This window comes from Aestuariibaculum lutulentum, from assembly GCF_032926325.1.
GTDB classification, from domain to species: Bacteria; Bacteroidota; Bacteroidia; order Flavobacteriales; family Flavobacteriaceae; genus Aestuariibaculum; species Aestuariibaculum lutulentum.
The window spans coordinates 1,412,854-1,439,398 of sequence record NZ_CP136709.1 but is presented as its reverse complement, the minus strand read 5'-3'; the positions used below and the strand labels follow the sequence as shown (position 1 = coordinate 1,439,398).

General features: G+C 33.8%; 27 protein-coding genes and 1 tRNA gene. 20 read left to right on the top strand and 8 right to left on the bottom strand.

The features are described 5' to 3' along the window. Positions 1 to 2 precede the first annotated feature (2 nt). The 10 genes from thiC to R1X58_RS06135 all read left to right on the top strand — a co-directional run bounded on the left by thiC (position 3) and on the right by R1X58_RS06135 (position 9,600). Positions 3 to 1,862 (top strand): phosphomethylpyrimidine synthase ThiC, encoded by a 1,860-nt coding sequence (gene thiC / locus R1X58_RS06180; RefSeq protein WP_240572483.1) that lies wholly within the window; start codon positions 3 to 5, stop codon positions 1,860 to 1,862. A gap of 9 nt (positions 1,863 to 1,871) precedes the next feature. Next, positions 1,872 to 2,462 (top strand): thiamine phosphate synthase, encoded by a 591-nt coding sequence (locus R1X58_RS06175; RefSeq protein WP_240572482.1) that lies wholly within the window; start codon positions 1,872 to 1,874, stop codon positions 2,460 to 2,462. Positions 2,463 to 2,477: 15 nt separating this feature from the next. Beyond that, on the top strand, positions 2,478 to 3,278 hold the full coding sequence (locus R1X58_RS06170) for a hydroxymethylpyrimidine/phosphomethylpyrimidine kinase (RefSeq protein ID WP_240572481.1): 801 nt from the start codon (positions 2,478 to 2,480) through the stop codon (positions 3,276 to 3,278). Positions 3,279 to 3,282: 4 nt separating this feature from the next. Then, positions 3,283 to 3,924: a thiamine phosphate synthase gene (thiE, locus tag R1X58_RS06165; protein WP_240572480.1), complete on the top strand. Its 642-nt coding sequence runs from the start codon at positions 3,283 to 3,285 to the stop codon at positions 3,922 to 3,924. 2 nt (positions 3,925 to 3,926) lie between these two features. Continuing rightward, positions 3,927 to 4,697, top strand: a complete 771-nt coding sequence (locus R1X58_RS06160) for a thiazole synthase (protein ID WP_240572479.1) — start codon at positions 3,927 to 3,929, stop codon at positions 4,695 to 4,697. A gap of 7 nt (positions 4,698 to 4,704) precedes the next feature. Then, a complete protein-coding gene (gene thiH, locus R1X58_RS06155; protein ID WP_240572478.1) occupies positions 4,705 to 5,817 on the top strand; it encodes a 2-iminoacetate synthase ThiH in 1,113 nt (370 codons plus the stop codon). Positions 5,818 to 5,878: 61 nt separating this feature from the next. Then, positions 5,879 to 6,532 (top strand): DUF3826 domain-containing protein, encoded by a 654-nt coding sequence (locus tag R1X58_RS06150; RefSeq protein WP_240572477.1) that lies wholly within the window; start codon positions 5,879 to 5,881, stop codon positions 6,530 to 6,532. A 90-nt stretch (positions 6,533 to 6,622) separates the two neighbouring features. Beyond that, a complete protein-coding gene (gene rnpA, locus R1X58_RS06145) occupies positions 6,623 to 7,012 on the top strand; it encodes a ribonuclease P protein component (RefSeq protein WP_240572476.1) in 390 nt (129 codons plus the stop codon). Beyond that, the gene (locus R1X58_RS06140) at positions 7,012 to 8,646 is read left to right on the top strand and encodes a S41 family peptidase (protein WP_240572687.1); all 1,635 of its coding nucleotides are present in this window, start codon (positions 7,012 to 7,014) and stop codon (positions 8,644 to 8,646) included. Before rnpA ends, R1X58_RS06140 begins: the two co-directional genes overlap by 1 nt. A gap of 69 nt (positions 8,647 to 8,715) precedes the next feature. Further along, a complete protein-coding gene (locus R1X58_RS06135) occupies positions 8,716 to 9,600 on the top strand; it encodes an OmpA family protein (protein WP_240572475.1) in 885 nt (294 codons plus the stop codon). Between the two features lie 7 nt (positions 9,601 to 9,607). Here R1X58_RS06135 and R1X58_RS06130 read toward each other — a convergent pair whose 3' ends face one another. Genes R1X58_RS06130 through rpiB form a run of 3 tightly spaced genes read right to left on the bottom strand, consistent with a single transcriptional unit; the run spans position 9,608 to position 11,457 of the window. Continuing rightward, positions 9,608 to 10,051, bottom strand: coding sequence for a GNAT family N-acetyltransferase (locus tag R1X58_RS06130; RefSeq protein ID WP_240572474.1), 444 nt, complete (start codon positions 10,049 to 10,051; stop codon positions 9,608 to 9,610). 53 nt (positions 10,052 to 10,104) lie between these two features. Then, entirely contained in the window at positions 10,105 to 11,022 is a 918-nt protein-coding gene (locus tag R1X58_RS06125) for a cation diffusion facilitator family transporter (protein ID WP_240572473.1), read from the bottom strand. Continuing rightward, entirely contained in the window at positions 11,023 to 11,457 is a 435-nt protein-coding gene (gene rpiB, locus R1X58_RS06120) for a ribose 5-phosphate isomerase B (RefSeq protein ID WP_240572472.1), read from the bottom strand. Positions 11,458 to 12,237: 780 nt separating this feature from the next. Here rpiB and rnr point away from each other — a divergent pair. The 3 genes from rnr (at position 12,238) to R1X58_RS06105 (ending at position 16,080) form a co-directional block, all read left to right on the top strand. After that, positions 12,238 to 14,430 carry a ribonuclease R gene (gene rnr, locus R1X58_RS06115; RefSeq protein WP_240572471.1) on the top strand — a complete coding sequence of 731 codons (2,193 nt, stop codon included), beginning with the start codon at positions 12,238 to 12,240 and terminating at the stop codon, positions 14,428 to 14,430. 138 nt (positions 14,431 to 14,568) lie between these two features. After that, positions 14,569 to 15,243, top strand: coding sequence for a head GIN domain-containing protein (locus R1X58_RS06110; RefSeq protein ID WP_240572470.1), 675 nt, complete (start codon positions 14,569 to 14,571; stop codon positions 15,241 to 15,243). 153 nt (positions 15,244 to 15,396) lie between these two features. Beyond that, positions 15,397 to 16,080 (top strand): LysE family translocator, encoded by a 684-nt coding sequence (locus R1X58_RS06105; protein WP_240572469.1) that lies wholly within the window; start codon positions 15,397 to 15,399, stop codon positions 16,078 to 16,080. A gap of 40 nt (positions 16,081 to 16,120) precedes the next feature. Here R1X58_RS06105 and R1X58_RS06100 read toward each other — a convergent pair whose 3' ends face one another. The 4 genes from R1X58_RS06100 to R1X58_RS06085 form a co-directional block, all read right to left on the bottom strand. Next, positions 16,121 to 17,386, bottom strand: a complete 1,266-nt coding sequence (locus R1X58_RS06100) for a hypothetical protein (RefSeq protein ID WP_240572468.1) — start codon at positions 17,384 to 17,386, stop codon at positions 16,121 to 16,123. Between the two features lie 130 nt (positions 17,387 to 17,516). Beyond that, positions 17,517 to 17,588: transfer RNA gene (locus tag R1X58_RS06095), tRNA-Cys, on the bottom strand. Between the two features lie 197 nt (positions 17,589 to 17,785). Further along, positions 17,786 to 18,157, bottom strand: coding sequence for a dihydroneopterin aldolase (folB, locus tag R1X58_RS06090; protein ID WP_240572467.1), 372 nt, complete (start codon positions 18,155 to 18,157; stop codon positions 17,786 to 17,788). Positions 18,158 to 18,160: 3 nt separating this feature from the next. After that, positions 18,161 to 18,367 (bottom strand): zinc ribbon domain-containing protein, encoded by a 207-nt coding sequence (locus tag R1X58_RS06085; protein ID WP_188222633.1) that lies wholly within the window; start codon positions 18,365 to 18,367, stop codon positions 18,161 to 18,163. A gap of 138 nt (positions 18,368 to 18,505) precedes the next feature. Here R1X58_RS06085 and R1X58_RS06080 point away from each other — a divergent pair, with 138 nt between their 5' ends. The 7 genes from R1X58_RS06080 to R1X58_RS06050 all read left to right on the top strand — a co-directional run bounded on the left by R1X58_RS06080 (position 18,506) and on the right by R1X58_RS06050 (position 25,482). After that, a complete protein-coding gene (locus R1X58_RS06080; protein WP_240572466.1) occupies positions 18,506 to 20,521 on the top strand; it encodes a glutamine--tRNA ligase/YqeY domain fusion protein in 2,016 nt (671 codons plus the stop codon). 86 nt (positions 20,522 to 20,607) lie between these two features. Next, positions 20,608 to 21,090, top strand: a complete 483-nt coding sequence (locus tag R1X58_RS06075) for a DUF1761 domain-containing protein (RefSeq protein WP_240572465.1) — start codon at positions 20,608 to 20,610, stop codon at positions 21,088 to 21,090. A gap of 69 nt (positions 21,091 to 21,159) precedes the next feature. Then, positions 21,160 to 22,308 (top strand): GNAT family N-acetyltransferase, encoded by a 1,149-nt coding sequence (locus R1X58_RS06070; protein ID WP_240572464.1) that lies wholly within the window; start codon positions 21,160 to 21,162, stop codon positions 22,306 to 22,308. 71 nt (positions 22,309 to 22,379) lie between these two features. After that, positions 22,380 to 22,601 (top strand): hypothetical protein, encoded by a 222-nt coding sequence (locus R1X58_RS06065; protein WP_240572463.1) that lies wholly within the window; start codon positions 22,380 to 22,382, stop codon positions 22,599 to 22,601. Positions 22,602 to 22,755: 154 nt separating this feature from the next. Further along, on the top strand, positions 22,756 to 24,423 hold the full coding sequence (locus tag R1X58_RS06060) for a sensor histidine kinase (protein ID WP_240572462.1): 1,668 nt from the start codon (positions 22,756 to 22,758) through the stop codon (positions 24,421 to 24,423). Then, positions 24,416 to 25,048: a response regulator gene (locus R1X58_RS06055; RefSeq protein ID WP_240572461.1), complete on the top strand. Its 633-nt coding sequence runs from the start codon at positions 24,416 to 24,418 to the stop codon at positions 25,046 to 25,048. The genes R1X58_RS06060 and R1X58_RS06055 overlap by 8 nt, the downstream gene beginning before the upstream one ends. Before the next feature lie 107 nt (positions 25,049 to 25,155). Then, positions 25,156 to 25,482, top strand: a complete 327-nt coding sequence (locus R1X58_RS06050; RefSeq protein ID WP_240572460.1) for a hypothetical protein — start codon at positions 25,156 to 25,158, stop codon at positions 25,480 to 25,482. 94 nt (positions 25,483 to 25,576) lie between these two features. Here the strand turns inward: R1X58_RS06050 and R1X58_RS06045 are convergent, their stop codons facing one another. Further along, positions 25,577 to 26,497 carry an SPFH domain-containing protein gene (locus R1X58_RS06045; protein ID WP_240572459.1) on the bottom strand — a complete coding sequence of 307 codons (921 nt, stop codon included), beginning with the start codon at positions 26,495 to 26,497 and terminating at the stop codon, positions 25,577 to 25,579. Between the last annotated feature and the right edge of the window lie 48 nt (positions 26,498 to 26,545).

Sequence of the window (26,545 nt, the reverse complement as noted above, 5' to 3'; positions counted from 1 at the left end):
CCATGAAAAAAAAAGACACCGCGCCTAAACAAGGACAAATTACAAGGCACCCGTTTCCTAACTCCAAAAAAATTTACGTTTCAGGAAAAATCCATCCACAAATAAAAGTGGCCATGCGTGAAATTTCATTGAGTGATACCAAAGATACCTTTACAGGAAAATTAACCCCAAACGAACCGGTAACGGTTTATGATACGTCGGGACCTTACACCGATCCTGAGAAAGAAATAAACGTGCATAACGGTATTGAACGCATTCGTGAACAATGGATTTTAGATCGTGGAGATGTAGAACAATTAGATACCTTTTCATCGGAATATTGCAACCAGCGTTTAAACGATTCCAGTTTAGACCACATGCGTTTTGCACATCTTAAAAAACCATTACGTGCAAAAAAAGGAAAGAATGTCACACAATTACATTACGCTAAACAGGGTATCATTACTCCAGAAATGGAATACATTGCGATTCGTGAAAATCAGCGAATCGATGAAATGACTGAAATTAGAAAGCAACATCCAGGTCAGGATTTCGGAGCAGCTATTCCTAATAAAATTACACCTGAATTTGTTCGTGATGAAGTGGCTCGTGGGCGTGCCGTTATTCCATCAAATATTAATCACCCGGAAGCGGAACCTATGATTTTAGGTCGTAACTTTTTAGTAAAAATCAATGCGAATATTGGTAATTCAGCCACAACTTCGTCCATTGAAGAAGAAGTAGAAAAAGCGGTTTGGGCTTGCCGTTGGGGTGCCGATAATATCATGGATTTATCTACAGGACAAAACATTCATGAAACCCGCGAATGGATTATTCGTAACTCACCAGTCCCTGTTGGAACCGTACCTATCTATCAAGCTTTAGAAAAAGTAAATGGGGTTGCCGAGGATTTAACCTGGGAAATTTTCCGCGATACCTTAATAGAACAAGCCGAACAAGGTGTCGATTATTTCACAATCCACGCTGGCGTGTTATTACGTTATGTACCTATGACGGCTAAACGTGTTACTGGTATAGTTTCTCGTGGAGGGTCCATTATGGCTAAATGGTGTTTGGCACATCATAAAGAGAGTTTCTTATATACTCATTTCGAAGAGATTTGTGAAATATTAAAACAATACGACGTTGCGTTTTCTTTAGGTGACGGTTTACGTCCGGGTTCTGTTGCCGATGCTAATGATGAAGCACAGTTTGCTGAATTAGAAACTCTAGGCGAATTAACTCAAATAGCCCGTAAACACGAAGTACAATGTTTTATTGAAGGTCCAGGTCACGTACCGATGCATATGATAAAGGAGAATATGGAAAAGCAAATCGAGGTTTGTGATGAAGCACCTTTCTATACGTTAGGTCCTTTAACTACCGATATTGCACCGGGTTACGACCATATTACTTCTGGTATTGGGGCCGCAATGATTGGTTGGTATGGCTGTGCGATGTTATGCTATGTAACACCAAAAGAACACTTAGGTTTACCAAATAAAGAAGATGTTAGAGTAGGTGTGGTCACCTATAAATTAGCTGCTCATGCTGCCGATTTAGCCAAAGGGCATCCGGGTGCGCAACATCGTGACAATGCTTTAAGTATGGCGCGCTTCGAATTCCGTTGGGAAGACCAGTTTAACCTAGGCTTAGATCCAGAGCGTGCGCGTGAATACCACGATGAAACCTTACCTGCAGAAGGTGCTAAAATTGCACACTTTTGTTCGATGTGTGGCCCAAAATTCTGCTCAATGAAGATTTCACAGGAGGTACGTGATTTTGCAAAAGAAAATGACATTGTAGAAAACGAAGTCATTAATAAAGGTATGGAAGAGAAATCACAGGAGTTTAAAGAAAAAGGTTCTGAAGTTTACCTGTAAAAGTAAAATATGATTGTTCTAATTGCCCCTGAACATACTATTAACAATGAAATACAAATCCTTCATGAATTATTTCGTGAAGGATTGCAATACTATCATCTACGAAAACCGCATCATGATTTTCAGTTTTATTGTGATTACCTGAATCAAATCGATTCACAATATCACAATAGAGTAGTGGTTCATGAATTTCATAAGCTTTTAGAACATTATAACTTAAAAGGCATTCATTTTCAAGAAGCTAAAAGACGAGAAACTTCAACGGAAGCTTTTCAAAAGTTAAGAAAAAAACTACATATATCAATTAGCAGTTCCTATCATAGTCCCGAAGAACTAACCGATTGCAAGTTTAATTTTGACTATCACTTGTTAAGTCCGGTGTTTTCATCCATTTCAAAACAAGGGTATCAAGGGCAGGGTTTTGATGTGAATAATATTAACAAAACCATTATAGGTATGGGTGGTGTTACCACCAAAAATCTTTCAGAATTTGATAAACTAGGTTATAAAGGTGTTAGTGTGTTGGGAGGAATTTGGCAGAGTGAAACGCCTATTGACGATTTTAAAATGATGTTTCATCACTACGAAAATAAGCTCTAAAATATATTAAGAAAGATGCTGAAACAAGTTCAGCATGACAATCATTTTATGCAAAACGACAAAAAATACATATTATCTATTGCTGGTTTCGACCCGAGTAGCGGGGCAGGACTCAGTCAGGATATCAAGACTTTTGAAGCACATAATCTTTACGGATTATCGGTTTGTACCGCTATTACTGTTCAAAATGATGTGGATTTCAAACAATGTATCTGGACAAATCCTGAGATTATTTCAGCTCAAATTGAAACCTTATTTGAACGTTTTGAAATATCAGTTGTTAAAATTGGCATTGTAGAATCTTGGGACATTCTTTTAGATATTTTAAAGCAATTAAAGCAGCTAAACCCTGACATAAAAATTGTTTTAGACCCTATTTTAAAAGCCAGTTCAGGTTTCGATTTTCATTCTAAAACGCATCAAAATACCTTAAATTCTATTTGGAAGTATTGCGATATTATCACGCCAAATTATGATGAAATTAAATATTTATATCCCGAATTAAACATTCAGAACACGATAGAACATATTTCTTCCTTAACAAATATCTACCTAAAAGGTGGCCATCGTGAGGATAAAAAAGGATGGGACGAACTATATTATAACCGCATTGTTATGGTAAATATTCCGCCAAATACAGAAACTATTTCAGAAAAACATGGCAGCGGTTGTGTATTATCGTCAGCTTTAGCTTCAAATTTGGCTTTAGACTTTTCTTTAGAAGACGCTTCAAAACTCGCAAAATATTACACCGAACGATTCCTAAATTCTAACACTGGTTTACTTGGCTCTCACACTTATCAAACACAAAAATAACACTATGAATATCCCTAAATTACACTATATATCACAAGGAAATACGCCTGAAGAACATCTTGAAAATATTCAAAAGGCATGTATTTACGGTGCCGAACTGGTACAGCTTCGTCTAAAAAATAGAGACGAAAATACACTTTTAAAAACTGCCGAAAAAGCACGGGAAATAACAGGCCATTTTCAAACGCGACTCATTATAAACGACCATTATAAAGTAGCAAAAATCGTGAATGCCGATGGGGTTCACTTAGGAAAAACTGATGCTTGTCCTCTGGAAGCCCGCGAGTATTTAGGAAAATGGTTTATGATTGGAGGCACCGCAAATACCCTTGAAGATTGCCAGATTTTATTAAGTAAAAAGGTCGATTATATTGGTTTAGGTCCTTTCAGATTTACCAAAACCAAAGACAATTTAAGTCCGATATTAGGCTTAGAAAGTTATCAATCCATCCTTAGTCAACTGCAATCTGAAACTCCAATAATTGCCATTGGTGGTATTATTGAACAGGATATTCCAGAACTTTTACAAACCGGCATTTACGGTATTGCTATGTCTGGTGCTATTACAGGAAATTTCAATAACATTCAAACGTTCAACAAGTTACTAAACGCATCAGCAACTTTTGAACAACGACACACTTTTTAATTATGAACGATTTACTTACTATAGCCGATAAAACTTTTCACTCCAGATTATTCACCGGAACGGGAAAATTCAGTTCCAATCAACTCATGTCTGATGCTTTAATAGCCAGCGAAAGCGAACTGATTACTGTGGCACTAAAACGCGTAGATGTGAATAATGAACAGGACAAAATGCTAAAAAGCATCATGCGTCCACATATTAATTTATTGCCAAATACGTCGGGCGTTCGCGATGCTAAAGAAGCGGTTTTTGCCGCACAATTGGCACGAGAAGCTTTAGAAACCAACTGGATTAAATTAGAAATTCATCCAGACCCAAAATACTTATTACCCGATCCTATTGAAACTTTAAAAGCCGCCGAAGAATTGGTAAAATTAGGATTTGTAGTGATGCCATACATTCACGCCGATCCGGTTTTATGCAAACGATTAGAAGAGGTAGGCACACAATGTGTGATGCCTTTAGGAGCGCCGATTGGTACTAATAAAGGTTTAAAAACATTGGATTTCTTAGAAATTATTATCGAGCAAAGCAATATTCCGGTAATTGTTGATGCCGGAATTGGGAGTCCGTCGCACGCCGCTTTCGCCATGGAATTAGGCGCCGATGCTGTTTTAGTAAATACCGCTATTGCTGTTTCGAAAAATCCGGTAGCAATGGCTAAAGCCTTTAAAATGGCTGTTGAAGCCGGACGTATGGCTTACAATGCGAAACTGGCTTCGGTAAAACAGCACGCTGAAGCCAGTAGCCCATTAACCAGTTTTTTAAGCTAAAATTATCATGAACACTTCATTTCAAAGCATTTTTGATACTTATAACTGGGATGATACTCTAGCAAGTATTAACGCTAAAACAGCTCAGGATGTGGAGTTTGCACTGGAAAAAACCAAACGCGATTTAGAAGATTTTAAAGCCCTGATTTCACTTGCAGCTAAACCATATTTAGAACAAATGGCACAGCAAAGCAGGTTGATTACTAAAAAGCGTTTTGGAAATACCATTCAAATGTATGTGCCTATGTATTTAAGTAACGAATGTCAAAACATTTGCACGTATTGCGGTTTTAGTATGACCAATAAAATTCCGCGAAGAACATTAACCGATGCCGAAATTTTAAAGGAGGTTTCTTTCCTAAAAGAAAAAGGTTATGATCATATTCTTTTGGTTACTGGTGAAGCCAATAAAACCGTTGGCGTGCCGTATATAAAACATGCGATGGAATTGATTAAAGATCAATTTTCGAACATTACCATTGAAGTTCAGCCGTTGCATCAAAATGAATATGAAGAACTAATTCAAGCTAATTTATATGCTGTTTTAGTGTATCAGGAAACGTATCACAGAGCCGAATATAAAAAGCATCACCCGAAAGGGAAAAAATCTAATTTCGATTTCCGATTAGAAACACCAGACCGCTTGGGACGAGCAGGAATTCATAAAATAGGGTTAGGCGCTTTATTCGGATTAGAAGACTGGCGTGCCGATAGTTTCTTTACAGCCTTGCACTTAAAATACCTTCAAAAGACCTATTGGAAAACAAAATATTCCATTTCCTTTCCTCGTCTACGACCACATAGCGGAGGTTTAGAACCTAAAGTTGAAATGACCGATCGCGATTTAGTGCAAACCATTTGTGCGTTTAGATTGTTGGATGAAGACGTGGAATTATCAATGAGTACGCGCGAAAGTGAAACCTTTAGAAACCACATTGTGCATTTAGGTGTCACCTCATTAAGTGCCGAATCTAAAACCAATCCGGGTGGCTATGTTATAGATCCCCAATCATTAGAGCAATTTGAAATTTCAGATGAGCGTTCCACAGAAGTCATTGCAAAAATGCTTCAAGAAAATGGTCTGGAACCTGTTTGGAAAGATTGGGAAAACAGATGGTAGAATTTGAGATTGCACAACAATTAAAGTACCTTTATGCTTTTAAAAATTTCAACCTAAAAGCATGCTAAATTCAATTAAAACAAAAACCTTTAAAACCTTAATTATCGCCCTAATTTTATCTTCAACCTCTGGTTTTGCGCAAACTGAAAGTTTATGGGATAAAGCTAGTGGCTGGGTTAAAGAATTAAATCTTAGTGATGAAACCAAAGAAACCACAGTAACTTCATTAATTACATCACATTTAACAGCCGTTCGCAACTGGCATAACAGTCATTCGTTTGAAGAAGTTCCTGCCGGCATTAACCCAAGAACCGGAGAAAAATTATCAGATTTAGACCGCTCTATCATTGCCGATTCTGCTATGCCAGATAGCGTTCACACCGATTTAATGACGGGTTTAAATACTAATTTAACTGAGAATCAAGTAGAATTCATTTTAGATAAATACACGATTGGAAAGCTAGATTTCACCATGAAAGCCTATCGTGAAATTGTACCTTATTTAAAATCTTATGAAGAAGCCGAACTGATTAAAAACCTAAAAGAAGCTCGAGAAATGGCCATTGATTTTAAAAGTATGAAACAAATTTCAGCCATTTTTGAAATCTATAAAACCAAAAACGAACAGTATTTAAACAGTAATGGTCGCAACTGGCACAAGATGTATAAAACTTATGTAAACAAGATGAAAGCTCAAAAAGCAAGGAATCAATAACAGGTAAAGTCATAAAACTACTTACAAAAATCACTTATTTATTAAGTGATTTTTTTATTTCCGTACCTTTGAAAAATTAAAATACACATCTTGAAATTTACTTACAACAAAAACGAAAAACTTAAAAGTAAAAAGCTGATTGGACAGCTCTTTAGTGAAGGACAATCTGTTTCGGCTTATCCCTTGCGTTTGGTATATCTACCTACTACTTTTGAAACACCTATCAACGCCCAAACCGGGGTTTCTGTAAGTAAAAGACAGTTTAAAACCGCTGTAGACCGCAATAGAATAAAACGTTTACTTAGAGAAGTTTATCGCCTGAATAAGGCTTCATATTTTAACAACATTTCTACACAATATGCGTTTATGATTTTGTACATTGGCAAAGACAAACCTACATTATCCCAAATTGAAAACAGAATGCAGCACTTGTTTAGCAAGTTTTTAAACAAGGTTTCTGAAACTGAAAACGAAGCATGATGAAAAAATTACTTAAAAAACGTATAATTATTCCAGTTTTGGCCTGTGGTTTATTTTTCACCACAACAGCCTTTCAAAACGATTTTTTTGAGATTGCAAAACAGCTTGAAATCTTCACCACACTGTTTAAAGAACTCAACATGAATTATGTTGATGAAACCAATCCAGGGGACTTAATGGATACAGCAATAAAAAGCATGTTAGCCGATTTAGACCCGTATACCAACTTCATGAACGAACAGGATGTTGAAGCTGCAAGAATTAATAATACGGGTGATTATACAGGTATTGGTGCCAAAGTAAAAACCCTAAAAGATAAACTGGTTATTGTAGAACCTTATAAAGATTATCCAGCTGATAAAGCTGGTTTAAAGGCTGGTGATGAAATTATAAAAGTAGGTAATAACCTTATTGCAGATTATAAAGAAGATGCCGGCGAACTCTTGAGAGGCGTTACCGGAAGTTCGGTTGAAGTGACTTATAAGCGTCAGGGAAAAACCAATACGGCAACGATTAATCGCGCTGAAGTTGAAATTAAAGCGGTGCCTTATTTTTCATTAATTAATAACAAAACAGGATATATTGTTTTATCGCGTTTTAATGAAAAAGCGGCAGCTGAAACTAATTATGCCCTTCGTGATTTAAAAGCTCAGGGCGCTCAAAAAATCATTTTAGATTTACGTGGCAATCCAGGTGGATTATTAAATGAAGCTATTAAAATTGTAAACCTGTTTGTACCAAAAGGGCAATTGGTCGTAACTACAAAATCGAAGGTTAAAAAATATAATAAAACCTATTACACTCAGGATAATCCAATTGATACCGACATTCCTTTGGTGGTATTAATCGATGGCGGTAGTGCCTCGGCAAGTGAGATTGTTTCAGGCTCATTACAGGATTTAGATCGTGCTGTTATTGTTGGTTCCAGAAGTTTTGGTAAAGGCCTTGTACAACGTCCTAAAGAGCTTATTTATGGCACCCAAGTTAAGATTACTATTTCAAGATATTACACACCTTCTGGCCGCTGTATTCAGGCTTTAGATTATTGGCACCGTAATGAAAAAGGTGAAGCAGTTCGTGTTAAACAGGAAAACTACAACGAATACAAAACCAAAAACGGCAGAAAAGTTTTTGATGGCGGCGGCGTTTTCCCAGATGCAAGTTTCGATGCTTCAAATAATTCAGCAATTACAAGTGCTATAGTAAACAACGATTTAGTGTTTAATTACGCTACCGATTACTACTATAAACATAAACTCGATAACGTTGATAATTTTAAATTAACAGATGCCGATTTTAACGATTTTAAAACCTATTTAAAGTCTAATAATTTCACTTTTGAAACCGAAACCGAGAAAGCCTTAAATAAAGCTTTAGAAGCCGCTACAAAAGAAGAATTAAACGACGATATAGAAAAGGATTATAAAACGCTACTAGATAATTTAAATAAGTCTAAAACCAGTATTATAGACGCCAACAAAACCTATTTGTTAGAACAGTTAACAGAAGAGATTGTTAAGCGTTACGTATATCGTGAAGGTTTGTACGATTATTACAAGACACATGATACGAAAATTAAGAAAGCAACCGAAATTCTTAACAATCCATCAACTTACAACGATTATTTGCATTAGTTCTTAGGGAATATTTATAAAACTTCATTAAAAATAGTATATTTATAATACTGTCATTTGCCGCAGATTATGAATAAACTAATAACTTTTATACTTATATTTTTTGGTAGCTTCACCCATTCTCAAAATAATATTACTCACGAAGTTTATTTTGATACGGATAAATATGAAGTTATTCCAACTGAAGAAAACAGGTTATTACTATTCATTTCTGGTTTAGCTGATGTAGACATTGAATCTATAGCCATCTTCGGATTTTGCGACGATGTTGGAGCCGATAGCTATAATTTGAAACTTTCAAAGCAACGTGCTGAAGCAATTAAAGCCATGCTTTCTAATCATGAAATAAGTGAAAATGTCATCACTAATGTCGATGGAAAAGGTGAGGTTTTACTAAAAATTGTAAACGAAACCAACGTCTCAAAAATTAGAGGTTTAAACCGAAAAGTTGAAATTATTATCAATCCAAAACCTCCAATACTTCGAAAAAAAGAAGAGGAAAAAATAGAAATTCCAATAGAAGAAAAGCCACTGGAAACAGCCGAAGTTATTAAGGGTGAATTAAAGGTTGGTGATAAAATTCGCTTCGAAAATATTCTATTTAAAACAGGTTACAGTATTATTAATCCAGAGTCTAAAAAAACACTTAACGATATCGCTGAAGCTTTAGTTGAACGTGAAGAAATTTACTTTACCATTCAGGGTCATGTCTGCTGTACACAATTTAGTAGAGATGCCATCGATCGTAAAACAAAGCAACGTAATTTATCAGTCGCCAGAGCTAAATTTGTATACGATTATTTTGTTAAAAAAGGCGTAGATAAAAAACGTATGCGTTATTTAGGAATGCGAAGAAAATTTCCTTTAGGAGGTGATCCTAAATTTGACAGACGTGTTGAAATAGTTATTAATTACATTGATGACAGACCTAATAGAAGGGAAGAAAATAATTAAATAAGAGTTATTCCCTAACCATGGCAATATGTGGAATATCGTCTTCCAAATACGATTCCCCAACTTCAACAAAGCCTAAATTATTATAAAAATTCTTTAAATAAAGTTGTGCAGAAAGTCGGATTGTAGACTCATTAAAATGTGTTTTTATCGCCTCAATCGACGCCTTCATGATATCATATCCATACTTAAAATCACGTTCATTTAAGTGTACAACTACACGTCCGATACTCGAAAATTCAAAGTAATCTCCAGGTTTAAAAATGCGTGCATAAGCAACTATTTTATCGTGTTTAAAACCTAAAATATGAAGGGCTTTTTCATCCTTCCCATCGACATCCTGATACACACAATTCTGCTCAACAACGAAAACTTCAGAGCGCAATTGTAAAATATTGTATAACTCGTGAACTGATAATTCATCAAAAGCTTTAACCTTTATTTGCAGCATATTTCAGATATTAATAATTAACTACAACACTTATTAACAAGATACTAAAAATTTTAATCTTGTACAATAATATCCTTATCGTCTGATTTTCTGAATTCTGGCTGAATATTAACATGATTGATGTGATACCTTATCAACACTAAATCCTCTATATTGTGTAAAACTTCATCAAACTCTGACAGGGTAATATCGTGGTGAAAATCGATGTGAGCCTCTAAATGAACTTCATCTTCATTAAGTTGCCACACATGTACATGGTGTACATTCTTAATAGCATCAAAAGCTGAAATCTCATCGACAATTTTTTGAATAGGCACATGATCTGGAGTAAAGAGCATCAATACTTTAGTAGATGATTTTAATAAATCGTACCCCATATAAATCAGATAGATTGCAATGGCTAATGTTAAAGCACTGTCTACCCAGAAAATCTGGTAAAACTTCATTAATAACCCACCAATTAGCACAGCAACACTTGCTAACATATCTGTTAATAAGTGTAAATAAGCACTACGCATATTCATGTTAGATTCGCTATCTTTTTTTAAAAGTAACACACTGGCACCGTTTGCAATAATAGCTATTAACGATAACCAGATTACCAGTCCGGTTTTGATTTCTTCAGGCTGTTGAAAACGTTTAATAGCTTCAATAATTAAAAGAATAGCAACAATTATTAAAGTGGAGGCATTTATAAAAGCGGCTAAGATTTCAGCACGCTTATAACCAAAGGTTCTATATATAGAAGCTTGTTTTTTGGAAAGTTTATTAGCCACATAACTCACTACTAATGAGAGTACATCGCTAAAATTATGAAGTGCATCACTTAGTAATGCTAAACTTCCGGACAATAAACCACCAATAATTTGAGAGGCCGTAATAATAATATTTAATACAATAGATATTAAAAGATTACGACCTCTTAAATCTTTATGAACATGTGGGTGGTTATGCGAGTGCCCGTGTGACATTTAACAAGATAAAGGAATTTTATCTATACGGGTTTGGTGTCTACCACCTTCAAATTCTGTATTTAAAAAGACATCTACCATTTCAATAGCTTGTTGAATCGCCGTAAATCTGGCAGGTATACATAATATGTTCGCATTATTATGACTACGAATTAAATGTACAATCTCTTTATTCCAACATAAACCAGCACGTATTTTTTGATGTTTATTAGCAGTCATAGCCACACCATTAGCACTACCACAAATTAAGATTCCGAAATCGGCATCTTTGTTTTCAACATCGGTAGCTACCGGGTGAACAAAATCGGCGTAATCTACACTATCATTACTATCTGTACCATAGTTTTTTACAGTATAGCCTTTTGATTCTAAATGCTTTACGATAGCGAATTTATAATCAGTTCCAGCGTGATCGTTTCCTATAGAAATATTCATTGTTTATGTATTAAAGTAAAATATACTGCAAAAGTACTAACTAAAAATGACTTAAAAGAGTTGTCGATTAGTATATTAACAACTTGTTAATACGTGTTAATACTTACTCAAAAAAAAATCATTGTTCTTTCAATTTTTTTTTCAAACAAAAACTGCAAGCATACTACCAAAAAATAACTCCACTTTTTTTAGCAAAATTATTAGACACTAAAATAACGGATATAAACACAGATATTAAAATTAAATATTAAAAAAAAGCTGTTAGCATTGGTTATCAACAGCTGTTAATAGAGCTATAAAATCATTTAAAAATTAGATATTTACAAGGTTTATAACTGTTAACAACCAACTAATAGCTTGTAAAGAACGAATATTCCTAATCATCTTAAAAAAAGTTATTCCAGATATTAACAGACAATAATAACAGATATATTTTTTTTAAATTTTAAAAGAAGATAAATGATAATTATATGTATTGTGGATAACTCTGTTTTTCATTTCTTTCTTTAATTTTTGATTTGGTGGTTATGGCGTATTAATTATTTCAAGGAACTAAAGTTTAAAGTTGGTGTTTTGAAATAGCATTTGATATTTTAGTTATTAGAAGTTTTCCGTTGATTTATAACAGTGAGTTTTGACAATTAACATTCTCTAAAGCTTGTTTCGAATTTTAATTGTAACTTTGGAAAAGAAAATAGCTGTCACTTCCGCTTTTAACAAAGCTATTTTTATAACAGATTTTCCTGTATCTTAGGAAATGAAAATGATCAAAGAAATTACATGAGTAAAAAGAAAAAAAGGAAATCGAAAAATGGTATTTCCAATCTATCAAATACAATTCTTAGTATTTTAAAAAAAGAAAGAAACCAAACGTTTAACTATAAACAAATAGCGGCTAAGTTAGGCGTGAACGATGCGAGCAGTAGAAATCAAATCATAAAAAAATTACGCGACCTACAAGGAAAGAATGAAATTGAAGAAGTTGATCGCGGAAAATTTAAAGCTGTTATTAACACTGAATACCACACTGGTATTTTAGATCTGTCTGGTAAAGGTACCGGATATGTAATTTGCGACGATTTCGATGAAGACGTTTTTATTGCCTCAAATAATATCAACAAAGCCCTGAATGGAGACGAAGTTGAATTTTACGTTTATAAGCGCCGTAAACGTGGCAAAATGGAAGGGGAGATAGTCAATATCATAAAACGAGAGAAAAACGAATACGTGGGTGTTATACAGCTTCATGAGAAGTATGCGTTCGTTATTGCTGATAGCAATAAAATGTATAAAGATATTTTCATCCCGATTAACAAGGTTAATAAAGCCCAGGATGGCGATAAAGTTTTAGTACGTTTGGAAGATTGGCCAGAGAAAGCCGATTCACCTTACGGGAAAGTTCTTGAAGTTTTAGGAAAACCAGGAGAACACAATACAGAAATTCATGCCATTCTTGCCGAATATGGTTTACCGTTTGAATTTCCATATGAAGTTGAAAAATATGCCAACAATTTAGATACGTCGATTACAGCTGAAGAAATTGCGAAGCGTAGAGACATGCGTACCGATTTAACGTTTACAATCGATCCTAAGGACGCAAAAGATTTTGATGACGCCTTATCCTTCACCGTCCTAAAAAATGGCTTATATGAGATCGGAATACACATTGCAGACGTGTCGCACTATGTGAAAGAAGGAACGGTTTTAGACGATGAAGCTTACGAGCGTGCTACTTCTGTGTATTTAGTGGACCGTGTGGTGCCTATGTTACCTGAGGTTTTATCGAATAACGCCTGTTCATTACGTCCGCATGAAGAGAAGTATACGTTTTCGGCCGTTTTTCAAATGAACGATAAATGCGAAATTAAAAATGAATGGTTTGGTAGAACTGTAACCTATAGTGATGCCCGTTTTGCTTATGAAGAAGCTCAGGCGATTATTGAATCGAAAACAAATGACATTCCACAGGAGGTTTCATTAACTGGTGAAGCGTATCAAGCAGATCAAAAAATTGCCGATGCGATTTTAAAAATGGATGAGCTGGCGAAAAAAATGCGAAACAAGCGTATGAAGTCTGGAGCAATTTCATTTGATAAAGTTGAAGTAAAATTTAACTTGGATGAACACGCGAATCCGATTGGTGTATTTTTTAAAACCAGTAAAGATGCTAATAAGCTTATTGAAGAATTTATGTTATTAGCCAACAGAAAAGTGTCTGAATTTATTGGAAAGCAAGCACCGAAAAAAACATTTGTGTATCGTGTGCATGATGAACCTGATGTAAGCAAGCTGGCAAATTTACAAGGCATTGTTTCGAAGTTTGGATACAAACTGAATTTTAAAGACCGAAAAACAACGTCGGCGTCTTTAAATAATTTATTAACCGAAGTAGTTGGTAAAAAAGAACAAAATCTTGTAGATACTTTAGCGATTCGAAGCATGAGTAAAGCGGAATATACCACGCATAATATTGGGCATTACGGATTAGCGTTCGATTATTATAGTCATTTTACCTCGCCAATTCGTCGTTACCCAGATGTTATGGCACATCGATTGTTACAACATTATCTCGATGGTGGAAAATCGGCAAACGAAGAAGCTTACGAAGATAAATGTAAACATTCCAGTGATATGGAAAATTTAGCAACCAAAGCCGAACGCGATTCTATAAAATACATGCAAATTCGTTTTATGGAAGATCATAAAGACGAACAGTTTGTTGGTGTGATTTCTGGCGTAACCGACTGGGGAATTTATGTCGAGATTATCGACAATAAATGTGAAGGAATGGTAAGTGTTCGCGATATGAACGACGACCATTATGCGTTCGATCAGGATTTGTATGCTATGATTGGTCGCTCGACAAAAAATATGTATCAGTTAGGTGATGAAGTTGTGGTAAAAGTTAAAAACACCGATTTGGTTAAAAAGCATCTCGATTTTAACTTGATTGGGAAATATGAAAACGAATAATTATATGTTGTTTTAAATTATATAAAGCTCTTTAAATTTTTTTAAGGAGCTTTTTTTATCTCTTAAAAAAATCCAAAAGCAAAATTACAACGGTATAATTATTGATAATTTTACATTCAAATCAAAAAAAGTACAGAAATGAAAACCTTAGTGAAAGTATTTGTTCTATTTATAACGACCATAATTTATGCGCAAGATCCAGTTGAAACAAATCTTGATGAATTTAACGAATTAAAAGTTTACGATTTAATTCAGGTGAAACTGGTAAAGTCGAATGAGAATAAAGCAGTTGTTTCCGGAAAGAATAAAAACAATGTGGTCCTGACTAACAAAAATGGCGTTCTTAAAATTAAAATGGAATTCGAAAAACTCTTTGATGGCGATGCTACCGAAGTGGTTTTGTATTATACGTCTTTTGATATCATTGATGTTAACGAAGGTGCCAAAGTAGAAAGTGAAGACGAGATAAAACAATTTGAAGTAAATTTAAGAGCTCAGGAAGGCGGTATTATAAATGTGCCAGTAAATGTTTCGGTGATTAACGTAAAAGCGGTTACAGGTGGTATTGTTGAAGCTAAAGGAACAGTTAAGGAGCAAACCATTGCTCTTAGAACTGGAGGTATTTATAAAGGCACAAATTTAGAATCACAATACACAGATATTTCTGTTAATGCAGGTGGTGAAGGATATGTTAGAGCAGAAAAACAAGTTGATGCTACCATACGTGCCGGTGGTAATGTGTATGTTTACGGAAAACCAACAACCATTAACGAAACCACAGTTATTGGAGGTAAAGTGCATAAAATGAATTAGAGGTTAATAAAACTCAAATATGTTAAAAGTCGGTAAAACAATTACCGACTTTTTTTATTCTAATAATGGAATAATGAAGCGGTCTTTTGTAGTTTTTCTAACAGTATGTTTTTAAAATATTTCTTTACTTTGTATTGAAACTCTCGCACGATTATGTTTGATGATATTTTAGCCGCTATTCCTTTTGGCGTTGTATTGGCATTTACAATAGGTCCGGTATTTTTTGTTCTTCTTGAAACCAGTATAACCAAAGGCTTTAAAAGTGCCTTGATTTTTGATTGCGGTGTGATGCTTGCCGATGTTATTTTTATTCTGGTAGCATTTTTTAGTACCAATAAATTACTCGATAAAATTAAAGACGATCCTAACTTTTTAATTTTTGGAGGTGTCTTGTTGGTGGTTTATGGTATTATTTCGTTTATGAAAACCTCGAAATCATTCAGAGAAATTGTTCGCGAATACCATAAAGTTGAAATTAAAAAAGGCTACGGAAAATTATTTTTAAAAGGCTTTCTTCTGAATTTTATAAATATTGGTGTGTTGCTAGGATGGGTAGCGTTTATCGTTTTAGGGAATTCGTTAACCACCTCTGAAGATGGCGTCGTTGTTTTTTTATCAACGATTTTAATTGTTTACTTTTTAATAGACCTGGTTAAAATTGTAATTGCTAAAAAACTTCGTCATCAATTAACACCCCGTTTAATATTTAAAACCAAAAAAATTATTGCTTTGGTTATTTTAGGATTTGGTGTCTTATTACTTACCCAAGGGTTCTTCCCTAAAGAAAAGGAACTCATTAAAGAAAAACTGGAACAGATTAATCCTGTGAATAGGTAGGTTTAAAGTTGTTTTATTAACTACTGTTAGCACAATTTTTTTAATTTTTAAAGGTTCTAATAAGTCTTTGGTTTATTTCATCTTTTACTCTTACAAAATCAAAAATTGGCCATTCTAAATAAGAATCAATATTTAATTCATCTACGATTATTGCTTTTGCAAAAAGTTCTTCTAAATCATCGTGCTTGTCACTTAAAATATTGTGAGCAATTTTAAAAATTGGCGTAGCTGTTCCAACTTTTATTTTCTTCAATACTTTTTTTACTTCATTCTCTTTGTTTTGTTTTTTTAGGGAAATGGCGTTATTTACTTTAATACGAAGGATATAATCTTCTTGGTCTTCATTTTTCGGTTCTATTTGTTCAGAATATTTGCAAGTTTTACATACAAGATCATAATTCTTCGAGTTCAAGTCTTCGAAAGTTTGTATCATTATTTCATAAATAGCATTGTCAATATTATCTTTATCCCAATTCCCCCAACAATTAAAAATTAGTAGTTGTCCTGCAAGTTTAAATTGGGTCCATGATTTAAAAAAATAATCTTTATCAATATGGACTACATCTCCAATTTGATAATTGAAAGGATTTTTTGTTCTTGAAATGTACTTTTTATTTACAATGGAAGAATTGTGAACTATCAAATGTCTTCTTTCTCTAATTTCAATGATTTCATCCCATTTTATTAAGTCTTTTTCAAGTGAAATAGAGAGTTTATTTTCAAAATGTTCGAGAATTTCATTAAATGACTTGTCAATTATTAAGCTTTCTACCTCTTTTACAATTAAATCTTTTGTAGCTTCTTCTATACTGTCGTATTCATTAAGTTCCTTTAATGTAAATTTAAACTCCTTTTCGTTGAGAGAATTTTTAAATTTATTGTAATAATAACTTAGAAGGTCAGCAATTAGGTACTCAAAATAATTATTAAGCATTAAGAAAGAACTACGAGAAAGGATTTCATAATTTCTCGGTGATATTTTCGGTTGCTTTTTTAATTTTCTGGCAAATTTAGTCAGGTACGTTTCAACTTCTTCTTTTGATAAAGTGTCATTTTTTTCATCCTTATTTTTAAGAAGCTCCATTTCTTCTTTAATTTCGGATAATGCTTGATCAAAAAATTCTTTAGACTTTTCTTTTATCGATTCGTCTTCACCTGAAGCTAAATTACCAAACTTATTAAAGTATAATTTGACACTATTTAAGTTTTCGAAATATGTAGTGTAAATAGATTCTACATTATAATTTTTCTCTTTTTTACTTTCCTTCTTCGAATCAGAATTGTTAGAATCCTTTTTTTCTTTCATATGTTTATTCGAATTTGTGCTAAATTATTAATATTATAATCGTTTTAACGCAATCCCAATTTACACTTTTTTCTCACAACCTAACATAAAAGCATAAAAAAACCTTCAAGAACTCTTGAAGGTTTTTTTGAGGTGTCGAGCGGATTCGAACCGCTGTAGCAGGTTTTGCAGACCTGTGCCTAAGCCCCTCGGCCACGACACCATAAATTTTAGCAGTAATTAATTTTTATATAGTAAATCTACAAAAAATATGTCAACTGCCGTTAAGCGGTTGCAAATGTAAAAAAAAATAAGACTTTACAATAACTTAAAATTAATTTTTCCGCGATAATCGAGATTTATGTGGTTGTAAGCTTTTTTCGGAATGAAAATTCGCTTATTAACTAACGTCTTTAAAGGTTATCCTTGAAAATCTTTGCGTCTATCCATCATTTTAATGGTTACTTTCTCTACATCGCCACCAATAGGAGGATTTAATTTACTAACCCAAACCGTAGCTTTTCTAACCATTTTATCTTCATTAAAAATACGATCTAAAATACGGCGCGCTACAGTTTCTAATAAATGCGAAGGCACAGCCATTTCCTCTTTTATTATGCGGTTTAATAAAACATAATCTACCGTATCTTTTAACTGGTCAGATTTAGCCGATGGCTGTAAGTCGGCCTTAACTTCTAAATCTACAAGATAATCGCTACCTATTTTAGTTTCTTCTTTTAAACATCCGTGGTATGCAAATACACGAATATTTTCAACTTTAATAATGCCCATAGTTTATGTGAATAAATCAAAAATATTACTCAACGCGCTGGTACTGGCTTTGTAAAATTCGGTGTAGGTACAATTCGAGCAGGTTACCGAGGTGAATTTCTTGTTTTGAACATCAAAAATTTTCGATAAGGTGCCGCCGGTTGCACGTATTTCACCAACTTCAAAAGTTGTATTAGCACATTTAGGGCAAATGTAGTTAGTATTTTTCATTGTTATCAGGTGTTTTGTAAGATTTAAATGATTAGTAACGTTAAGTTAAATTTTGTTACGCTTCTGTTGGTATATTCATTTATAATAACTTGTTTTTATGTAATTTTGAGCCTTATTTAGTTGAAATAAATTTCAAGTATGTCTGAAGAAAGAAAATCGCTCAACTTTTTAGAGCAAATTATAGAAGAAGATTTGGCTAATGGCATGCCAAAAAGCAACCTAAGATTTCGTTTTCCACCAGAACCAAACGGGTATTTACATATAGGTCACACTAAAGCTATAGGTATTAGTTTTGGTTTGGGAGAAAAATATAACGCACCAGTAAACCTTCGTTTTGACGATACGAATCCAGCTAAAGAAGAGCAGGAGTATGTTGATGCTATTAAAGAAGATGTGGCGTGGTTAGGTTACAAATGGGATAAAGAATTATACTCTTCAGATTATTTTCAGCAGTTATATGACTGGGCTGTTCAATTAATAAAGGACGGTAAAGCTTATGTGGATTCACAAACCAGTGAAGCTATGGCAGAACAAAAAGGAACGCCTACACAACCTGGTGTCGATGGACCTTACCGTAATCGTACAGTAGAAGAAAATCTTGATTTATTCGAACGTATGAAGGCTGGTGAGTTTAATGAAGGCGAACATATTTTACGAGCTAAAATAGATATGCAGCATCCTAATATGTTGATGCGCGATCCTATTATGTATCGTATTTTAAAGAAACACCACCACCGTACAGGAGACGATTGGTGTATTTATCCAATGTACGACTGGACGCATGGTGAAAGTGATTATTTAGAACAAATATCACACTCGTTATGTTCTTTAGAATTTAAACCGCATCGTGAATTATATAACTGGTTTAAGGATCAGGTTTACGATTACAGTAAAACCGAATATCCGTTATTACCTAAACAACGCGAGTTTGCCCGTTTAAACTTAAGTTATACTATCATGAGTAAACGTAAGTTATTACAATTGGTAAACGATAAAGTTGTTGCCGGTTGGGACGATCCGCGTATGCCTACCATTTCAGGATTACGTCGACGTGGTTATACGCCTGCTGCTCTTAGAAAGTTTGTAGAAACCGTTGGTGTGGCTAAACGTGATAATGTTATTGATGTATCGCTTTTAGAATTCTGTATTCGTGAAGATTTAAATAAAACGGCACCACGTGTTATGGCGGTTTTAGATCCGGTAAAAGTGGTAATCACCAATTATCCGGAAGGTAAAGAGGAATGGTTTGATGCTGAAAACAATCCGGAAGATGAAGCTGCAGGTTCAAGAAAAGTACCTTTTTCTAGAGAAATTTATATTGAAAAAGATGACTTTAAAGAAGAAGCAGGAAGTAAATTTTTCCGTTTAAAATTAGGTGGCGAAGTACGTCTTAAAAATGCTTATATCATTCAGGCTAATGATGTAGTAAAAGATGCTAATGGAGACATTACAGAAATTCACTGTACCTATTCTGAAGACACCTCTAAAAAAGTAAAAGGAACATTACACTGGGTGTCTATTAAGCATGCGGTAAAAGCCGAAGTTCGAGAGTACGACCGCTTATTTATGGACGAAGCTCCGGACAGTCATCAGGATAAAGATTTCATGGATTTCTTAAATCCGGATTCTTTAAAAATTATTGAAGCTTATGTTGAGCCAAGTTTGGTTGAAGCTAAAGTAGGGGATCGATTCCAGTTCCAACGTCTTGGGTATTTTAATGTTGATAACGATGCAACTTCAGATAAGTTAGTATTTAATAAAACCGTTGGATTGCGAGATACCTGGGCTAAACAAGAAGCTCCGGTAAAGCAGGAAGCAAAACCACAACATGCGAAACCACAAAATCAGCCACCAAAGAAAAAGGCGATTGATGTGATTCAGCAATTAGGTAAAAAATACACGAATTTACCAGAGGCAAAGCAGGAAAAAGTAAAAGCTGAAATTTTAGAATTAGCTAAAGACGTAACCTACGAAGAACTTCAACCGTTATTCAATACCGCAGCTAAAAAGGTGGGAACACGTATTGCCGTGGCACTGGCATTAGGGGTGTTATTAGAAAATGGTTTAGATAAGAATTCTGAAATTCAGGAGTTCATAGATAAAGCTTTAGAAGATTCTAACGATGTTTTAGTAGCTGAAGCTCAGACTTTATAATAAGTCGCTTTCATTCAGTAAATTATATTGAAAATCCATAATAATTTTGGTTATATTTAAAGTATCTAACTGTAACTAAAATTATTATGGATTTTAATTTATTAGCAATTATTGTTGCTGCGTTTTCAGCTTTATTGGTTGGTTTTATCTGGTATCACCCAAAGGTATTTGGAACAGCCTGGATGCAAGCTGCCGATATGACTGAAGAGAAAATGCAGGGCGCTAACATGGGTAAAATTTTCGGATTAGCCTTATTGTTTTCATTTTTCTTAGCCTTTGCCCTTCAGTTTTTAACTATTCATCAATCTGGAGCTGTAAGTATGGTAGGTGGCGATGTTGAAAATGCATTACCATCATTCCATGCATTTATGGAAGATTACGGAACGGCCTTCAGAACATTCAAACATGGTGTTTTACATGGTGTAATAGCCGGAATTTTTATTGCCATGCCTATATTGGGAATCAATGCACTTTTTGAGCGTAGAAGCGGAAAATACATTTTAATCCATACAGGGTATTGGATTGTAACATTAGCATTAATGGGTGGAATTGTTTGCGCCTGGCAATAATGTTGTAATTTTTATAGATATTTAGAGACTGAAGGGATTTAACTTCAGTCTTTTTTTGCTTTCAATTGTATGTATCAAATTTATAATACTGTTTCCAATTTACCTGATTCCTGGGATGCTTTAGTTAAGCATGATATTTTTCTTCAATCAGATTATTTAAAAGCCCTGGAACATTCGGCTCCTGCTAATATTAGGTGTTATTATGTTGGTATTTTTAAAGAGGAAACTTTAGTAGGTGTTGCCATAATACAGCGTGTGCAATTGTATTTAAAAGATATGTTTAGAAATTCTCAGGTGTCCTGTGCTAAAGACTTTTTAAAAGATCAGGTGTCTAAGATTTTAAAGGGAAATATTCTGGTAGTTGGAAATTTAATGCATACCGGGCAGCATGGTATTTATTTTCAAAAGGAATGTATTAGTCAGCAAGATTATTTAGAATGTGTTTTTCAGGCGTTAGAAGTTATTGAAAAGGAAATAAAACTAGATCAGAATAAAACCATTCGGGCTTTAGTTTTTAAAGATTATTTTCTGAAGGATGACATACATACCCAAACCGATTTTTTTAATAAACATAAATTGTATCAGGTCGCTGTACAACCAAATATGATGATGGATGTGCGTTCCAACTGGAACACTTTTCAGAATTATATTTCAGATTTGAACAAAAAATACAGAGATCGGTACAAACGTGCCAGAAAGAAATTTAATGGCATTATAAGTCGGGAGTTGGCTTTAGAGGATATTCAAACTCATGAAAAACAACTTTACAATCTATATTTTAATGTTTCCGACAATGCTAAGTTTAATACGTTTATTCTTTCTGAAAATCATTTTTATCAGTTAAAACTTCAGCTTAAAAATCGATTTAAAGTCTTTGGGTATTTTTTAAATAATCAATTGGTCGGATTCTACACGTTGCTTTTAAACGGCACCGATTTAGAAACTTATTTTTTGGGGTATGATTGCGAACATCAATACCCTAATCAATTGTATTTAAATATGCTTTACGATATGGCAGAGTTTGGGATTAATAACAATTTTAAAAGTATTGTTTATGCCCGAACGGCAATGGAAATTAAAAGTTCGGTGGGAGCAGAGGCCAAACCTATGGTAATGTATTTAAAGCATACCAATTCGGTTTTAAATGCACTTTTAAGTCAGATTTTCGGATTAATGAATCCGGAACAAAACTGGGAACCCAGACATCCTTTTAAGTAGTGTTAAAATACTTTGTTAAAAGGTTTAAAATTAATAACTTATAAGGATTATAGATTTTAAATATTTTAGTTATGCAACCTTTAACAAAAACGCTTTCTAAAATTTCGCATCTTATTCGATATATAGAAACCGATTACCCGGAATTGTATCAGCATTTAGATGAAAATCCGGTGACATTATCACAGCATGCAGGTGCTCAAATGGATACCGATTCGATGCAGAATTATTTAGAAACCTTGAAAAGTATATTACATAATTATAAGCTTGAAAAAGGTATTATTGCAGCATCATAAATGCTAATGATTTCGTTTTTTATAGCTTTTTAAAAATAGTCGTGTGACTTTTAATTACTTCAAAAGCACGCTAAGTTGTTTACGGCCTTATTTCTTCATTTTATTTCCTTAACTTTTCAGCTTAAAATTCTTCAAAAACTTATAAAACGGTAGCATGAGTATTAGAACACTGATATTGGTTATTATGAATAGCTTAATTTTTCTCGTGGTTTTAGTGCTGTCGGTGACATTCTATTATCAGTTTTCAAAAGTTTTAGACGATAGAATATTACTTCAGTTAAATTCTATAAAAACCTTGAAAAAGGTACAGATTGAAAAATTAATAGACGACGAATGGCTTGAATTTAATACTGAGTTTGCAAATAATGACAGCCTTGTTTCAGTCGATACTTCTGATGTTATTCTTCCAAAAAACAGACAATTTAAATCTGGTATTTACGATTTAACAGGATATAGTAAAACTGGAAAAACGGCCATTGGCTTAATTTTGAATAAAGGAGGAAGGATGGTTTTTAAAGTTGTTGATTACAATAAAATAAAATCTATTCTTTTAGAGCGTACCGGTATGGGAAATACGGGTGAATCTTATCTGGTAGGAGAAGATTTAAAGATGCGTTCGCCATCACGTTTTTATCCCGATTCGTTACCGTCTAAAATTAAAGTCGAAACCAATGGTGTTATAAGTGCTTTTGCAGGAAATGAAGGCAGAGCTGTTATAAAAGATTATCGTGACGTTGATGTGTACAGCCTTTTTAGTGCGATTAAAATTTCAAATCTTCATTTAGCTATTCTTTCGGAAATCGACACAAGTGAGGTTAATGCACCATTAATAAAATTAAAGGTTAGGCTCTTTGAGTTAATTTTAATAACTATGCTTATCGCTGTTGTATTATCATTGTTTCTGACTAAAATTATTACAAGGCCAATTATAAATATGCAGAAGAGTCTTAAAATTATGGCTTCTGGTGATTATAATCAAACCAGTACATTCCGTAAAAATTCAACCGAAATTAATGAGATGTTCGAAGCCTTGGATAACCTTAAAAAGTCCTTGCAAGGTGCCGTTAAATTCTCGAATGAAATGGGTGAATTAAATTTGAATACAGAGTATGTACCTAAAGGTAATAACGATTTGTTAGGGAAAAGTTTGTTGAAAATGCGTGATAAACTTATTGAGTTTCGTAACAATGAAAATAGAAACAGAATGAATACAAAACGTTTGCTCGTTGATGGCTTGGAAAACGAAAGACAACGTTTATCTCGCGAGCTTCACGATGGTATTGGCCCTTTGTTAACCTCGTTAAAATTTTATATAGAAAATCGTATTGAAAGTAGAAAGAAACGAACAGAAATGAAGCAGCTTTTAGATGCCACAATTTCTGAAATTCGCTCCATGTCTAATGATTTAATGCCTTCTACTATTGACGATTTTGGAGTAGGAGCGGCTTTATCTAATTTTGTTGAAAGTATAAAACAGTCCTCAGATATCGATATTGAATTTGAAGATTTAACCAATTCTGAAAATAGTAAAATCACAAAAAATCAGGCTATCAATCTTTTTAGAATCGGACAGGAACTTATTAATAACACATTGAAGCATGCCAATGCATCACAAATTCGATTAACTTTATCTGAATTCGAAAATTTTATTTCCTTTTTTTATTTTGATAATGGAAAAGGTTTCGATTTAAATACGGTTAAATTGGGTTCTGGAATTATTAATATTAAGGAGCGGGTAGAAATTTGTCAAGGCGATATTGATATTAATTCCAAAGAAGGTAGAACAACTTTTGAAATAGAATTACCTATAAACAATGAATAATATTAGACTTATTATAGCAGACGACCACGAATTATTCAGAAATGGTTTAACAGAGTTATTAAAAAAATACGACGATGTTACCGTTGTAAAAAGTGTGGCTGATGGTAAGGAGTTTATGAAAACTATTGAGGAGTATGATGATATTGATATTGTACTTTTAGATATTACCATGCCTAATATGGATGGTTTTCAGGTATTGAAAAAAATGAAGAGTTTAAACACTAAAATAAAGCCTGTAATCATCTCAATGCACAACGATGGTAATTATATTGCTAAATGTGCTAAGAGTGGTGCTTATGGCTATTTATTAAAGAATACAGATCAGGAAGAATTGATTAAAGTCATTCGTATTGTAAATCAGGGAAACAAATATTTTAGTCCGAGTATTACAGAAAAGATGATCAATTTCATGTCTGTTCAGAATGTGAGTGAAAATCTGCTTTCTAAAAAAGAAAAGGAAGTTTTAGGACTTATAGCTGAAGGTCTTACCACTAAAGAAATAGCAGCCCAACTCTTTGTAAGCAGCAGAACCATAGAAACGCATCGCGCCAATGTTTTAAAGAAACTAGAGGTAAAAAATACTGCCGAATTAATAAAAAAAGCGACCCAGTTAAATTTAATATAGAGTCTTCCATATCCGTATTTATACGGATATAAATTACGTGATTTCTCATATCTGTAATACATGATGTTTGCCTGTAACTTTGCAGAGAACATTTAAATTTATATATCATGAAGAATCTATATTTCATACTTGCATTTGTATTTGTTACTTTTTCTGCATTTTCACAAGATAGAAGTGATTTAAAAGGACCAGCATATAAAAATTATAAGCACGGTAAGAACAAAACAGAAGTGAAACAGGTTTATACTTCAGACAACAAGGCGAATTTAACCGGTCCGGCTTATAAAAATTATAAACCAGGAAAAAATACAGAAGAAGCAACTTATACCCAAGTTGTATTCGAAAATAAGAAAGCAAATTTAACTGGGCCTGCTTATAAAAATTATAAGCCAGGAAAAACTCAGGAGGTTAGTGTGATTGCTGTTAATGAATAGAGAGCATTACAGCATCATAATTTTTTAGTTAATTAGGATAAAAAAAGCATTTCAAATTTTGAAATGCTTTTTTGTTTTAGATACTCTTGTTGTATTATGAATTTTTCTTCTTGTTTTCTTTCATAGCTTCACCAATTTGATTGCTTGCCGTAAAGCTTGCCACCATATCATTAAGCATATTGCTACCTGCTTGTGGTGAATTTGGTAGCAGAATTAAGTTGCTATTGGTTTCACCTCCTATGGCTTGTAAGGTATCGTAATGTTGTGTTACTACAATTAAAGCTGAAGCTTCCTGGCTATTGATGCCTACTCGGTTTAAAACATCAACCGATTCTTCTAAACCACGTGCAATTTCACGACGCTGATCGGCAATACCTTGTCCTTGTAAACGCTTACTTTCAGCTTCTGCTTTTGCTTTTTCAACAATTAAAATACGTTGTGCATCACCTTCATATTGAGCAGCTGTTTTTTCACGTTCTGCAGCATTAATACGGTTCATAGCTGCTTTAACTTGTGGATCCGGATCGATATCGGTAACCAAGGTTTTAATAATATCAAAACCGTAATCAAGCATGGCATCGTTTAATTCAGCTTTTACAGCCAAGGCGATGTCATCTTTTTTTACGAATACATCATCCAGTTTCATTTTAGGAACTTCGGCACGAACCACGTCAAAAACATAACTGGTTATTTGGTCGTGCGGATAATCGAGCTTATAGAACGCATCGTAAACTTTATCCTTTATGACTTTGTATTGTACAGATATTTTTAAACGAACAAATACGTCGTCTAAGGTTTTAGTTTCTACCAAAACATCCAGCTGTTGAATTTTTAAACTTAAGCGTCCTGAAACCGTATCGATTAATGGAATCTTCAATTGTAACCCGGAATGACGAATACTTTGAAATTTACCAAAACGCTCTATAATAGCAGCTGTTTGTTGTTTAACTGTAAAGAACGAAAAAAATAGGATAACAAGTCCTAAGAATAGAAAAACAGGTATTGAGAATAACATAATGTATTATTTAATGAGTTAGAATAAATTAAGATACTAAAATTATGT